This is a genomic window from Aeromonas sp. R9-2 (assembly GCF_040908025.1).
Classification (GTDB): domain Bacteria; phylum Pseudomonadota; class Gammaproteobacteria; order Enterobacterales; family Aeromonadaceae; genus Aeromonas; species Aeromonas veronii.
Genome location: NZ_JBFOCX010000021.1, coordinates 35,894 through 49,767 on the forward strand (window position 1 = coordinate 35,894; position 13,874 = coordinate 49,767).

General features: G+C 62.3%; 12 protein-coding genes. 9 read left to right on the forward strand and 3 right to left on the reverse strand.

The features are described from left to right. Nucleotides 1-148 precede the first annotated feature (148 nt). The 5 genes from nrfE to AB5Y71_RS08090 all read left to right on the forward strand — a co-directional run bounded on the left by nrfE (nt 149) and on the right by AB5Y71_RS08090 (nt 5,145). A complete protein-coding gene (gene nrfE / locus AB5Y71_RS08070) occupies nt 149-2,116 on the forward strand; it encodes a heme lyase NrfEFG subunit NrfE (protein ID WP_368171357.1) in 1,968 nt (655 codons plus the stop codon). Further along, nucleotides 2,113-2,715: a DsbE family thiol:disulfide interchange protein gene (locus AB5Y71_RS08075; protein ID WP_368171358.1), complete on the forward strand. Its 603-nt coding sequence runs from the start codon at nt 2,113-2,115 to the stop codon at nt 2,713-2,715. Before nrfE ends, AB5Y71_RS08075 begins: the two co-directional genes overlap by 4 nt. Beyond that, on the forward strand, nt 2,712-3,917 hold the full coding sequence (gene nrfF / locus AB5Y71_RS08080) for a heme lyase NrfEFG subunit NrfF (RefSeq protein ID WP_368171359.1): 1,206 nt from the start codon (nt 2,712-2,714) through the stop codon (nt 3,915-3,917). The genes AB5Y71_RS08075 and nrfF overlap by 4 nt, the downstream gene beginning before the upstream one ends. A 91-nt stretch (nt 3,918-4,008) precedes the next feature. Further along, nucleotides 4,009-4,638, forward strand: coding sequence for a DUF2268 domain-containing putative Zn-dependent protease (locus AB5Y71_RS08085; RefSeq protein ID WP_335848463.1), 630 nt, complete (start codon nt 4,009-4,011; stop codon nt 4,636-4,638). A 54-nt stretch (nt 4,639-4,692) separates the two neighbouring features. Next, nucleotides 4,693-5,145 carry an NUDIX pyrophosphatase gene (locus AB5Y71_RS08090; RefSeq protein ID WP_368171360.1) on the forward strand — a complete coding sequence of 151 codons (453 nt, stop codon included), beginning with the start codon at nt 4,693-4,695 and terminating at the stop codon, nt 5,143-5,145. A 98-nt stretch (nt 5,146-5,243) separates the two neighbouring features. Here the strand turns inward: AB5Y71_RS08090 and phnX are convergent, their stop codons facing one another. Genes phnX through phnW form a run of 3 tightly spaced genes read right to left on the reverse strand, consistent with a single transcriptional unit; the run spans nt 5,244 to nt 8,654 of the window. Next, nucleotides 5,244-6,083, reverse strand: a complete 840-nt coding sequence (gene phnX, locus AB5Y71_RS08095) for a phosphonoacetaldehyde hydrolase (RefSeq protein ID WP_331378630.1) — start codon at nt 6,081-6,083, stop codon at nt 5,244-5,246. Continuing rightward, nucleotides 6,076-7,515: an aspartate aminotransferase family protein gene (locus AB5Y71_RS08100; protein WP_368171361.1), complete on the reverse strand. Its 1,440-nt coding sequence runs from the start codon at nt 7,513-7,515 to the stop codon at nt 6,076-6,078. The genes phnX and AB5Y71_RS08100 overlap by 8 nt, the downstream gene beginning before the upstream one ends. Beyond that, nucleotides 7,512-8,654, reverse strand: coding sequence for a 2-aminoethylphosphonate--pyruvate transaminase (phnW, locus tag AB5Y71_RS08105; protein ID WP_368171362.1), 1,143 nt, complete (start codon nt 8,652-8,654; stop codon nt 7,512-7,514). Before phnW ends, AB5Y71_RS08100 begins: the two co-directional genes overlap by 4 nt. Before the next feature lie 265 nt (nt 8,655-8,919). Here phnW and phnR point away from each other — a divergent pair, with 265 nt between their 5' ends. From phnR to AB5Y71_RS08125, 4 genes are all read left to right on the forward strand, one after another. Then, entirely contained in the window at nt 8,920-9,627 is a 708-nt protein-coding gene (gene phnR / locus AB5Y71_RS08110; RefSeq protein WP_005352498.1) for a phosphonate utilization transcriptional regulator PhnR, read from the forward strand. Nucleotides 9,628-9,747: 120 nt separating this feature from the next. Next, entirely contained in the window at nt 9,748-10,767 is a 1,020-nt protein-coding gene (locus tag AB5Y71_RS08115; protein ID WP_088868815.1) for a putative 2-aminoethylphosphonate ABC transporter substrate-binding protein, read from the forward strand. A gap of 272 nt (nt 10,768-11,039) precedes the next feature. After that, complete coding sequence (locus AB5Y71_RS08120; RefSeq protein ID WP_368171363.1) at nt 11,040-12,134, forward strand: putative 2-aminoethylphosphonate ABC transporter ATP-binding protein; 1,095 nt, start codon at nt 11,040-11,042, stop codon at nt 12,132-12,134. Then, nucleotides 12,131-13,867 carry a putative 2-aminoethylphosphonate ABC transporter permease subunit gene (locus AB5Y71_RS08125; protein WP_368171364.1) on the forward strand — a complete coding sequence of 579 codons (1,737 nt, stop codon included), beginning with the start codon at nt 12,131-12,133 and terminating at the stop codon, nt 13,865-13,867. The genes AB5Y71_RS08120 and AB5Y71_RS08125 overlap by 4 nt, the downstream gene beginning before the upstream one ends. Nucleotides 13,868-13,874: the final 7 nt, after the last annotated feature.

Consider the following 13,874-nt stretch of genomic DNA (forward strand, 5'->3'; position numbering starts at 1 on the left):
CGTATACTCACCGGCGCCAGCCACCTTCGGGTGACTGGCGCTTATTTGTTGCGATGAATTGTTGCCAGGAATGTGGATGTTATCCCCCAGCGCCGGTACGGTGCAGACGCTGCGGCATAACATAGACGAATGATTGACTGGAGGTTGTGTGCTGGCAGAGCTCGGCTATCTCTCACTGTTGCTGGCGGCGGCACTCTCCTTGCTGCAGGGCACCCTGCCCTGGCTGGGATTGCGGCTCGCCTCCCCGACCCTGCTGCGCTGCGCCACGCCGCTGGCACTGATCAATGCCATCCTGCTGTTAGCCTCCCTGCTGCTGCTCGCCAGCTGCTTTGGCCAGGATGATTTCACCATCAGCTATGTGGCTCAACACGCCAACAGCGCCCTGCCGCTGGGCTTCAAGCTGGCTGCGGTATGGGGCGGCCACGAGGGCTCCATGCTCTTTTTTGTTTTTGCATTGGGGCTGTGGGGCGCCCTGGTGGCCCTTTGCTCCAAGCGGGTCGATCCGCTGATCACAGCCCGGGTATTGGCCATCATGGGGCTGATCGTCGGGCTCTTTGCCCTCTATACCCTGCTCTTCTCCAGCCCGTTTGACCGCCAGTTCCCGGGGCCGCTGGAGGGGCGCGATCTCAATCCCATGCTGCAGGATATCGGCCTGATCATCCACCCGCCCCTGCTCTATCTCGGTTACGTCGGCTTTGCAGTCAACTTCGCCTTCGCCATGGCGGCGCTCCATTCGGGCAGACTGGATGGTGCCGTGGCCCACTGGAGTCGCCCCTGGGCGCTCGGCTCCTGGGTCTTTCTCACCGCCGGCATCGTGCTGGGCTCCTGGTGGGCCTATTACGAGCTCGGCTGGGGCGGCTGGTGGTTCTGGGATCCGGTAGAAAACGCCTCCCTCTTGCCCTGGCTGCTCGGCACAGCCCTGCTGCACGCCCTGATTGTCTGCGAGAAGCGCGGTGCCTACGGCCACGCCGTGCTGCTGCTCTCCATCTTTACCTTTGCCCTGAGCCTGCTCGGCACCTTTGTAGTGCGCTCCGGGGTGCTCACCTCGGTGCACGCCTTCGCGGTGGATCCCAACCGCTGCCTCACCCTCTTGTTGCTGCTCGGCTTGCTATTGACCTGCGCCCTCACCCTGTTTGCCCTGCGCGCAGACATTCGCGCACCCTATGCCCGCTTTGGCTTGCTGTCAAAAGAGGGGCTGCTTGGCGCCGCCATCCTGCTGCTCTGCGTGGCCTGCGCCAGCGTGCTGCTCGGCACTTTCTACCCCATGGTGTTCCAGTCGCTTCATCTGGGCTCGCTCTCGGTGGGCGCACCCTATTTCAATACCATCTTCGTGCCGCTAGCCCTCTGCCTGATGACGCTGATGACCCAGCTGCCGCGCCTGCGCTGGCAGCAGCTTGCGGCACATTCCCGACTAAACGTTCTGTTGCCGCCGCTGTTTGGCCTGCTTGGCGGCGGGCTGCTTAGCCTTGCCTATCTGGAACAGGGATCGTTTTCCGCTAGCTGGAGCGGCATCCTCGCCAATATGGTGAGCCTCTGGCTGATGGCCAGTCTGTTGCTCCCGCTCATACAACCGACATTGCTGCGCGAGCTCACCCTCAATCGGTTCGGCAGCTTGCTGGCCCACCTCGGGGTGGCGGTATGCGCCCTTGGCATCGCGCAGGTGAGTGACCACAGTCAGGAGGGGGGCACTGTGCTAAGTGCCAACCAACCCTACCAGCTCGGCGCCTTCGAGTTTCGCTATGAGGGGCGCGTGCCGGTGATCGGCCCCAACTATACCGCCGAGCGGATCACGCTTAGCGTGCACAAGAACGATAAAGAGGTGGCACAGCTGACGCCTGAGCGGCGCCACTACAGCGTGCGCACCATGAACATGAACGAACCCGGCATCGCGTGGGGAATGTTCGGCGATCTCTACGTGGTACTGGGTGAGAAGATGGGGCCAGATGCCTATACCATGCGGCTGCACTACAAGCCGCTGGTGCGCTGGATCTGGCTCGGTGGCCTGTTGATGATGGCAGGTGGCGCCCTGCGTCTGCTCGCCCGTCGCCCCTTGCTAGCCTCTCGTTCCATTGCGGTTCGTAGCTCCCATCAACGGCTCGAACAGGAGGCGTTATGAGATCCCGCCTGCGCCTCTTTCTTCCACTGCTGCTGACCCTGGGCCTCGGCGCCCTGCTTTGGCTCGGCCTTGGCAACAATCCCTACAGCCAGGATGAGGCAACGCTCGGACGTACCCTGCCTGCGTGGCAGAGCGACAATCTGCTGGACGGACGTCCGATCCAGACCGCCAGCCTCAAGGGCGAACCCTTTGTGCTTAACGTCTGGGCCAGCTGGTGCGCCAACTGCCGCGCTGAACATCCGCTGCTCAGCGAGCTCGCGGCAACAATGCCCCTCTACGGTCTCAACTACCGGGACAAGAGGGATGCCGCCCGCGCTTGGCTTATCCAGGCGGGCAACCCCTATCGCACCGTACTGGCCGACCCCGACGGCAAACTGGCGCTGGAGCTCGGCGTCTACGGCACGCCAGAGACCTATCTGTTTGATGCCGATGGTGCCCTGCTCGCCCGCCACACCGGCGAGCTTACCAAAGGGATCTGGCAACGCCAGTTTGCCCCCCTGCTCGACAAGGCGCGAGCTGATGCGCAAATGAAGGCCGCAACAACGGCACACGCAATTGAGCCATCTATTGCAATATCAGCTCGGGAGACACAGCCATGATGTGCCGTTCTCTTGCCTGCGCCCTGCTGGCCCTCGGCATGCTGCTGAGTGCAACTGCATATTCCAGCGGGGTCGATACCTATCAGTTTCGCCACCCCGAGCTGCAGACCCGCGCTCAGGAAGTGGCCCGCGCCCTGCGCTGCCCCCAGTGCCAGAACCAGAATCTGGTGGAGTCCAATTCCCCCATCGCGCGAGATCTGCGGCTAGAGGTCTACCGCTGGGTGGACGAGGGGCAGAGCGATGAGCAGGTGATCGCCCGCATGACGGAGCGCTTCGGCGATTTCGTCCGCTACGATCCCCCCTTAAAGGCCAGCACGGTGCTGCTGTGGGGCGGTCCCCTGCTACTGTTGGGACTGGCGCTGTTGACCCTGTTTCGCCGCCTGACGCGCATGAACGCGCGGGCCATCCCTGTCGTTAAAGCAACTGTTGAGGCAATCCATCAACCCGCCGCCGATCCGCGCAGCGAATTGAATTTGCTGATCATGCACGGGGAGCAGGTGGGCCTTTCGCCAGACCAACCGCTCTACAGTGAGCTGAGCGCCGCCAGCCTGGCCAATGCCATCCCGGCTGCTGAGCTGACCCTGCGTGCGCAACTGGCCAACCAGCATAACAATCGCGGTCGCAATAACCGGCACGGGCGGGCCTTGTTGCTGCTTGGCCTCCTGGCCATCGCGGCCGTTGCCGCTGTGTATCTCAGCACCGGCCGCTATCAGGCATGGCAGGATTATGCATCCCGTCCCGATCCGCTGGCGGGATTGAGCCCGCGGGATCTGCAAGACAAGGAGCTGGGGAGTCTGCATCAGAAGCTTCAGCGCAACCCTGCCGATCTCGACAGCTGGGCGGCGCTCGGCCAGCTCTATCTCTATCGGGGCGAATATGACAACGCCCTGCTCGCTTATCAGCGCCTCGCTCTGCTGGAGGGGGGCGCCAGCGCGGCGACTCAAGCCGCCCAAGCCACCGTGCTCTACTATCAGGCGGGCCAGCAGCTCACCCCGGAGGCACTGCACCTGCTCGATAGCGCCCTCAAGCAGGACGCGGGGGAAGTGAGCGCCCTGATGCTGCTCGCCTCCGATCACTTCCTGCATGGCCGCTACAGCCAGGCCATTGCGCTGTGGCAGCAACTGCTCGATGGCGAGCGCCCTCGCATCAATCGGGCCGCGCTGATTGAGGCGATCCAGACGGCAAGCATAATGGGCGGGTAACCCCTTGATTAAACGAGGGTAATCGTGGTGATATGGCGCCGCGACCACGCAAGTGGCTCAGCACTCTCTTTCAATAGACAAGGATGTCTGGATGCAACTCACCCTGTTAAACGACTCGGGCAAATTCGATGGGCTCGATGACACCATTAGGCACGTTTTTGCCGAGACGGCGCACAAATTGAATGCCTTGTTCGATCTCTCCCAACTGGATGTCACCTTCAGCCCTTTTGCCGAGGGGGATGCTCCCGATTCGGGTATCGGTGGCTGGGCCATCAACATGTATCGAATAGAACTCCAGCTTGATCTGGAACGGCCTGATATCAAAGAGGTGATCATCACCGAATTGCCTGCCGTGCTGGCCCACGAAGTCCACCATATCGTGCAAAAGAAGAACAAGGTGGAAGCAGAAACACTGGCCGAAAACCTGATTTTTGAAGGACTGGCCTGCTACTTTGAGCAGAGGTTCAATGGTGGCACACTCCCCTCGCTGTTCAAGGAGTCTCATCACCATGACTGGCAATCGCTCCTGGCAGAGATGACACCCCATCTATCCAGCAAGCAGTTCAACTTTTTAGACTTTTTCTACTGCCGTGATAACCGGCCATTTCCCAAATATGCCGGTTACTGGGTGGGGTTCAATCTGGTGGCCAACTATCTGGCCAAAAGCGGCCTGAATGAAATAGAGGTCATGGGCCTGCCCGCCGAGGCATATTTCAATTAACACGCCTTCACACTGTTCGTGGCGATTACAGAGCCCAAATCCGGAGAGAAGATCATGATCCCCATTCGCTGCAAGGCCGTCTCTGGCGTTGCCCTCACCACTGTCGATGGCGAAACCAGATTGCTGGTGATGAAACGGGTCAAGGGAGGCTTCTGGTGTCATGTGGCAGGCACGGTGGAGGCGGGTGAAACCGGCTGGCAGACCATTATTCGGGAATTTGGCGAAGAGACGGGGATCCGGGTCACCGAGCTCTACAACGGCCAGTATCTGGAGCAGTTTTACGAGGCGAGCCTGAATACGATAGAGGTGGTACCGGTCTTTGTGGTCTATTGCCCGGCCAATCAGGCGGTGACCCTCAACGACGAGCACACAGACTATCGCTGGTGTTCTCTGGCCGAGGCCAAGGCGCTGGTGAGTTTCCCCGGCCAGAAGGCGCTCTACGACCATATCTGGCACCATTTTGTCGACAACGCCCCCTCTCCCCTGATGCGGGTCGATATCCGCTGACCGCGCACGGCTTCCCCCTGTAAATGCAACACGCCCCCGGATGGGGGCGTGTTGTATCTAAAGCCAGCCAAGCGCTTTTGTTAGACCAAGCAGATGGCCTACGGCCGCTCGCCAGCGGCCAGACGGCGGTTGATATCGGCGATAACCGGGGCGATGTCGGCCAGGGTATCAATCACGTAGTGCGCCCCCGCCGCCCGCAGTTTGGCCTCGGCCGGTGCGCGCCGGGCGGCGATCTCCGCCTCGCTCATGGCGGCAAACTCTTCCCAAGTGGCACCAAATTCGTTGCCGGAAACCGACAATCCCACCGTCCACATGCCCGCGTTAAGCCCTTCGCTGATACCCGGCACGGCGTCATCCACCTTGATGCAGCGATGCACCGCGCTCACTCCGAGCTCAATCACGTTGGCCAGCGCCATCCAGGGGCCGGGGCGACCACCTGCCTTGAGATCGTCGGTGGCGACCCAGTGATCCGGGCGATAGCCGTGATCGGCCGCAGCAGGTACCAGCGCCTCCATTACCGGACGGGGGTAACCGGAGCAGGAGCCAATGCGCAGCCCCTGACCCCGCAGAGCGTCCAGCACCGGCAGCACACCGGGGATGGGGGCGGCAAAGCGGGTCACGGCGGCAATCTGCAGCGGCATAAAGGTGTGATAGAGGTGGTCCACCTCGGCGTGGCTCATGGGGTGGCCGAAGCGGGCCTGCCAACGCGCATCCACCGAGGGCAGACGGCCCAGCGCGGCGATATGATCCCACTTGCCAAGGCCCATGGGCTGGCGTGCTTCGTCCAGGGTCACAGCAAAGTCATAGGCGCGGGCGAAGGCCTCGACGAAGATGGAGGTGGGGGCGAAGGAGCCGAAATCAACGACGGTGCCGGCCCAGTCGAGGATCAGCGCCTCCACGTCGGTGGTCGGGTGGATGGCAGTCTGCAAGTCAGTCATGGTGATGTTCCTGTTTCGGTGAAAGTGCGATCTCGCCCAATGCGCGATCGAGAATGGTGATGGCGCGCACCAGATCGGCGCGGGTGATATTGAGCGGTGGCGAGAGCTGAATAACGTTCCCTTGGGAGACCTTGAAGCTGAGCCCCAGCTCCAGACAGCGGTAGAGCAGCCGCTCGGCGGCCTGGCTATTGCGGGTGCGACTCTGATGATCGACCACCAGATCGAGCGCCCACAGGAGGCCGATACCGCGTACTTGTCCTATCAGCGGGTGACGCTCGGCCAACTTGCCGAGCTCGGCCGCCATAAAGCGGCCATCCTCCTGCGCTTTTGCCAGCAATCCCTCTTCACGGATGGTAGCGATGCTCGCGAGGGCCGCCGCGCAGCCGATAGGGCTCTTCTCGTGGGTGTAGTGACCGAGTGAAATAGCTGCCGCCTGATTGAAACGGTCGCGGGTGATAAGCGCTGCAAACGGCACCACCCCGCCCCCCAGCCCCTTGCCCAGACAGATGATGTCGGGTTCGATGCCGAACTCTTCAAAGCTGAACCAGTGGCCGGTGCGGCCCAGGGCATTGGGGATTTCGTCGACGATCAGCAGCACCTTGTGGCGATCGCAGATCTCCCGCACCCGCTGCCAGTAGGCCTTCGAGGGCACCTGTACGTCGGTGTTACGGATGGGCTCGGCGATAAAGGCGCCGATCCCTCCCTCCTTCTCGATGACGTACTCCAGATAATCGGCGTAGTGCAGGTCATCCCCTTCCCCGCGATACCAGACGCCGCGATAACGGGTGGGCGGCGGGATGCGCTCCACTCCGGCCATCAGCGGGCCCATACCGGCGCGAAAACAGGCCTCGCCGCCGACCGAGATGGCATCGAGGGAGGCGCCATGAAAGGCATCCCAGAGGGACACCACCTTGCTGTTGCCGGTGATGAAACGGGCGAGCTTCAGGGCAATCCCCACCACCTCGCTGCCACCGGGGGCGAACAGCACCCGGTTGAGATCGCCGGGGGCCAGCTCGGCCAGGGTGCGGGCACAGTCGATGGCAACCTGATGGGTGTAGCGGCGGGGTGCAAACGGCAGATCGGCGAGTTGCTGCTGCACCGCGGCCACCACCCTGGGGTGACCGTGGCCCAGCTGATGGACGCTGTTGCCGTGAAAATCGAGGTAACGCTTGCCCGATACGCTGGTCAACCAGCTCCCCTGCGCCCCCTCGATCAAATCCAGACAGGGGGTGGAGAGTGCCTGATGGAGGAAGTAGCGGCTATCCTCCGCCAATCCCGCCTGCACCGCCTCGCTCTGGTCAGCCCACCAACGCGCCCGCCCCTCGCCGAGGTTGATATCCCCTTCGCTGTCGGCGCGGCCGCTGCCGTGCAGCTTATGGTCATGCAAATCGCGGCCACGCAGATCATGACCCTGAGCCAGCATGCTGGTCATCGCGCGTCCCCTTGCCAGTAGCAGGCGCTGGCCATGGCGGCGAGCAGATCCCGCCCCCGCTCAGGGGTCACATCGCCGATATTGCCGATACGGAAGCAATCGGCCTGGGAGACCTTGCCCGGATAGATGACAAAGCCCTGCGCCTTGAGCCGCTGGTAGAAATCGGCGAAGCGGTAGTCAGGGTGGGCCGGAGAGTAGAAGGCGGTGATGATGGGAGATTGCCACTGTTCTGGCAGCAGTGGCGCAAAGCCGAGCTCAGCCATCCCCGCCACAAGTGTGCGCTGGTTCTCGCTGTAGCGCTGATGGCGGGCTTCAATGCCCCCCTCCTCGTCCAGCTCGCGCAGGGCCTGGGCAAAGGCAAGCACGGTATGGGTGGGCGAGGTAAAGCGCCACTTGCCCCCCTGCTGCTCCATGGTCTGCCACTGGGCATGCAGGTCGAGGGAGACAGAGCGGGCACGACCGGCGCAGGCCGCCAGCGCAGCGCGGCGGGCGATGACGAAGCCAAAGCCCGGTACCCCCTGAATGCACTTGTTGGCCGAGCTGATAAGAAACTCGATGCCAAGGCGCCCCATGTCGATGGGGATACCGCCAAAGCTGCTCATGGCATCGACGATCAGGCGAATGCCGCGGCGCTGGCAGAGCACAGCCACCTCCTCAAGGGGGTTGAGCATGCCGGTGGTGGTCTCGCAGTGCACCATGGCCAGATGGGTGATCTCGGGGTGGCGCGCCAGCATCGCCTCGATGGCGGCGGGCTCCGGGCGGGTGGTCTCGCCGCAGTCCAGCTCGTGGTGGCGCAGGCCAAGGCAGCGGGCCATCTCCCCCATGCGGGCACCGTAGGCACCGTTGTTGATGATCAGCAGACACTCGTCGGCGCCTATCGCCGAGCCCAGCACGCTCTCCACCACATAGCTGCCACTCCCCTGCAGCAGCACGGCGCTGTAGTCACTTTCATATTCAGGGCCGGTGGCGAGGCACACCAGCTCGCGGCGGATGGGCTCCACCACCCCCTGGTTGTAGTCCGCATCCCAGGTGCAGCTGTCTTGCAGCATGGCGGCGCGCACCGTGGCGGTGGTCGAGAGGGGGCCCGGGGTCAGCAGCAGGTAATCGACGGCGGCGGGGGCCGCAGGGATATGGGTCATGGCTTTGCTCCTTTTGGTATATACCAGAATGAGCGCATTGTGGGTAACTGCCCCGCCAAGGTCAAAGGGGTGAGGCTACGTGCAACAAAAAATTCATTTTCAGCGCCGGGATCGCGATAATCTAGGAAGCCTGAACAGCAGGGGCGCTGCTGGTATCTACCAACGCATGTTGATGTTGCCGTGTAACGACCGGGCAGGTGTCCTGCCCTGTGCCCAGCCCATTGTCCAACTCATTGCACAACTTATTGCAAAACCAGGGATTTTCATGAGCAAACCGCAATATCTGCAGATCAAGGATGCCCTCGCCAACCAGATCCTGGCGGGGGGTCTGGCACCCAACGACAAGCTCCCCTCCGAGCGGCTGCTGGGGGAACTCTATGGCACCACAAGGGTCACCATTCGCGAGGCTCTGGTGCAGCTGGAGGCGAACGGCCTTATCTATCGGGAGGATCGCCGCGGCTGGTTCGTCACCCCGCCGCGCTTTCGCTTGAACCCCAGACGCACCTCCAACTTTCACCAGATAGTGCGGGAGCAAGGGGGAGAACCGCACACCGAGCTGCTGGAGAAAAGCCGCCAGGCGGTACCACCCGCGTTGATGGCGCAGCTTCAGCTCAAGCCGTTTGACAGCCTGTTTCTGCTAAAACGTCTGCGCTATGCCAACGGGCGCGCCATCTGCTACTGCGAGAACCACTGCCTGCCAGAGCGGGTCCCGGGCCTGCTGGCGCTGGATCTCAACGGCAGTCTGACCGAGATCTACCAGGCCCATTACGATCTCCACTACGCCCGCATGCAGGTGCGCTTCTTCCCCACCGCCCTGCCGGACGAAGTGGCCAAGGCGCTGGGGGCCACCGCCGGTCTGCCCGCCCTGCGCCTCGAGCGGCTCAACTTCGATCAGCACGGCCGAGTGCTCGACTTCGATCTGGAGTACTGGCGCCACGACAGTCTGGAGATCGAAGTGGATACCCAGGATTAGTCACGGACAAATCAGGAACGGCAAAACGTCACGGGGCTGTCACGGTCACGTCATAAAGATCCCCTAGCCTCTCTCTCGACCAATCTGGTTTATACCAAACCAATTTAACTGGAGAAGAGGATGAAACAGGGAACCCATCTGCTGGCCGCCGCCGTGCTGGCTGCCATGACCGCCCCGGCACTGGCCGCGACCGATCTCACCGTCTACACCGCCTTCGAACCGGAGCAGCTCAACGAGCTGAAAACCGCGTTCGAACGCCAGCATCCGGATATCAACATCAAGTGGGTGCGTGACTCCACCGGCGTGGTCACCGCCCGCTTGCTGGCAGAAAAAGCACAGCCCAAGGCGGATGTGGTGTGGGGACTGGCCGCCACCAGCCTGATGCAGCTCGATCAGCAGCAGATGCTCAATGCCTATGCACCGAAAGGGTTGGATAAGCTCGACAGCCGCTTTCGCGACAGCAAGGCCGAGCCGCACTGGATCGGTCTGGACGCCTTCTTCAGCGCCATCTGCTTCAACAAGGTAGAGGCGGAAAAACAGGGGATCCCGGCCCCCACCAGCTGGGCCGACCTCACCAAGCCCATCTACAAGGGCAAGGTGATCATGCCCAACCCCAGCTCCTCCGGCACCGGTTACCTGAGCGTTGCTGGCTGGCTGCAGACCATGGGCGAGCAGCAGGGCTGGCAATTTATGAACGGCCTGCACCAGAACATCGACCGTTACACCCACTCGGGCTCAGCCCCCTGCAAGCTGGCCGCCAGCGGCGAGACGGTGATCGGTATCTCCTTCGACTTCCCGGCTACCAGCCTCAAGGCCAAGGGTGCCCCCATCGAGGTGGTGTTCCCGAAAGAGGGGTCGGGCTGGGATATGGAAGCTGCCGCCATCATCAAGGGCACCCCCAAGCTGGATGCCGCCAAACAGCTGCTCGATTTTGCCGCCACCGAACAGGCCAACGCCCTCTACAACAAGTCGTTCGCCGTGGTCGCCATCCCTGATGTGGCCCAACCGAGAGCGGGCTATCCGGCGGATATCAAAGGCCAGATGATCGACAACGACTTTAGCTGGGCAGCCCGCGAGCGTAACGCCATCCTGGCCCAGTGGAGCGCCAGCTTCGACGGCAAGACCGAAGCCAAACAGTAAGCGTGAAGGGCGGCTGTTTGTTCACACCAGACACACCACCGCCAAGAAACTGCCAGTCGAAGGCCAACAGGTGTTGGCCTTCGCTTTTTGGTTTTAACTTCCCGAGTTTGTATTGCCTTCAATTAGCGATGCTTAGTCCATTCGCACAGTGCCCAGCCACTTGCTGGTGACCCGATCTCATTTGACTGTCATCAAGCTGTCATCCCCCGATCACCTGACCGTCACACTTCACCCGCAAACTGGTATATACCAAATCAGTAGCGAGTCGAACCATGACCCAGCCCTATCTGGACATTCAACATCTCAACAAGCAGTTCGGTGCTTTTCAGGCCCTCAAGGGGATCTCTCTGACCATTGAGCCGGGGGAGTTTATCTGCTTTCTCGGCCCCTCCGGCTGCGGCAAAACCACCCTGCTCAGAGCCATCGCCGGACTGGATCTGCCGGACAGCGGCGAAATCTGGCAAGGGGGGCGCAATATCTCCCGCCTGCCGCCCCAGGAGCGCGATTTTGGCATCGTGTTTCAGTCCTATGCCCTCTTCCCCAACCTGACGGTGGCCCAGAACATCGCCTTCGGCCTTGAGAATCAGGGGTTGGCGCGGGATCTCATCAAGGAGCGAGTGGACCACTGGCTGGGGCTGGTGGATCTCACGGCCCAGTCTCACAAATACCCGAGCCAGATCTCCGGCGGCCAACAGCAGCGGGTGGCGCTGGCCCGGGCCTTGGCCCTCTCCCCCGGCCTGCTGCTGCTGGACGAACCGCTCAGCGCGCTGGATGCGCTGGTGCGCACCCATCTTCGCAGCGAGATCCGCGCCCTGCAGCAGCGCCTTGGCATCACCACCATCATGGTGACCCACGATCAGGAAGAGGCGCTGACCATGGCCGATCGCATCGTGGTGATGGAGGGCGGCCGCATCGTACAGGTGGGCACCCCGCAGGAGATCTACCACCAGCCTGCCAGCCGTTTCGTGGCAAGCTTTGTCGGCACCATGAACTTCCTCGAGACCCTGGTGCTGAGCCCCAATCAGGTGCGCTTCAACGAACAACCGCTGACACTTGCCAACCAGGCCGCTGCCGGCAGCAAATTGCAGGTGGCGATCCGCCCCGAGGCAATCACCCTGAGTGCGCCGAGCGAGCCGTATCTTGGCCAACATGGCGTTGAAGCAACCATCGATCAGGTGGAGTTTCTCGGCGCCGCCCAGCGTCTTATCTGCACCGCCGACACCTATCTGGGCCCGCAGCAGATCCTGGTGGAGCGCCCGACCCACGAGCTGCCCCGCCACGAACAGGGTGGCTGGCGCAGCGGCATGCGCTGCTCGCTGCACTGGCCCGCCGCGGCGATGCAGCTGTTTGAAGGAGATCGCCCATGACAGCCCCCTTCGCGACCTCCTCCCTGTTGCCGCCAGCGACAGCCCGCAAAGACTCTCGCTGGCAGCGGCTCTGTCGCTGCTGGAGCCGGGATCAGCTGCTGCAACTGATCCTGCTGGTGCTCGGCATCGCCCTGCTCACCGGCGGCTTGCTGCTGCCGCTGCTCACCATGCTGCAAAAGAGTCTGCAGGATGAGAACGGCCTCTGGGTGGGCCTTGCCAACTTCAGCGCCTACTTCGACTCCCCTCATCTGGGGCGCACCATCGGCAATACCCTCTGGCTCGGGGTGCTGATCACCGCGCTGGTGGTGACCATCGCCTTCGGCTACGCCTATGCCCTCACCCGCACCTGCATGCCGGGCAAGCCCCTGTTTCGCCTCATCGGTTTGATCCCGCTGTTGATGCCCTCCCTGTTGCCCGCCATCAGTCTGGTCTACTGGTTTGGCAATCAGGGGATCGCCAAGGGGCTGCTCGGCGGCGAGAGCATCTACGGCCCCATCGGCATCGTCATTGGTCTGGGCTTCTGGTGCTTCCCACACGCCCTGATGATCCTGATCACGGCGCTCGGTCAGAGCGATGCCCGCCTCTATGAAGCCTCCCGGGTGCTGGGCAGCAGCGGCTGGCGCACCTTTGTCACCGTCACCCTGCCTACCGCCCGTTATGGCCTGCTCAGCGCCGCCATCGCCGTCTTCACCCTTACCATCTGCGACTTCGGGGTAGCCAAGGTGATTGGTGGCCAGTACAGCGTGCTGGCCACCGATATCTACCGGCAGGTGATCGGGATGCAGAACTTCTCGCTGGGCGCAGTTGCCAGCGTCACCCTGCTGCTGCCGGCACTGTTGAGCTTTGCCCTGGAGCACAGAGTGCGCAGCAAGATGCAGGAGCAGAGCAGCACCAAGGCGGTTCCCTATCAACCCAAGCCCCATCGGCTGCGGGATCTGCTGGCGCTCGGCTGGTGCACGCTCTGGGCCCTGCTGTTTCTGGCGCTGGTGGGGATGGCCATTTACGGCTCCCTGGTGCAGTTCTGGCCCTACAACCTCGAGCTGACGCTGGATCACTACGCCTTTGACAGCAATAGCGTCTACGGCTGGCAGCCCTTTACCAACACCTTGCAGCTGGGCCTCTATACCGCGCTTATCGGCACCGTGCTAGTGATGGTGCTGGCCTGGGCGCAGGAGAAGGGGCGCCACTTTGCGCCGCTGCGCCAGTTGCTACACCTCCTTGCCATGCTGTCGCTGGCGGTACCCGGCATGGTGCTGGGTCTCGGCTATATCTTCTTTTTCAACGGCAATCCGCTCTTTGGCAGCCTCTATGGCACTCTGCCACTGATGGTGCTCTCCTGCGTCATCCACTACTACACGGTGGGTCATATGACGGCGCTGACCAGCCTCAAGCAGTTGCCCAAGGAGTTGGAGCAGGTGGCCATCTCATTGCGCATTCCGCTCTGGAAGGCGTTCTGGCGAGTCACCCTGCCCGCCTCCCTGCCCGCACTGCTGGAGATCTTTATCTATCTGTTCGTCAACGCCATGACCACCACCTCGGCGGTGATCTTCCTCTATTCGAGCGACAGTGTGCTCGCCTCCATCGCCGTGCTGAACATGGAGGATTCCGGCGATACCGCTGCGGCCGCCGCCATGGCCACCCTGATCCTGCTGGCCGCCGCCACCGTCAAGCTGCTCCAGCTCTTTTTAAGTCGCGCCCTGCTGGATCGCACCCAGCGCTGGCGCCACCAATAACCTTATC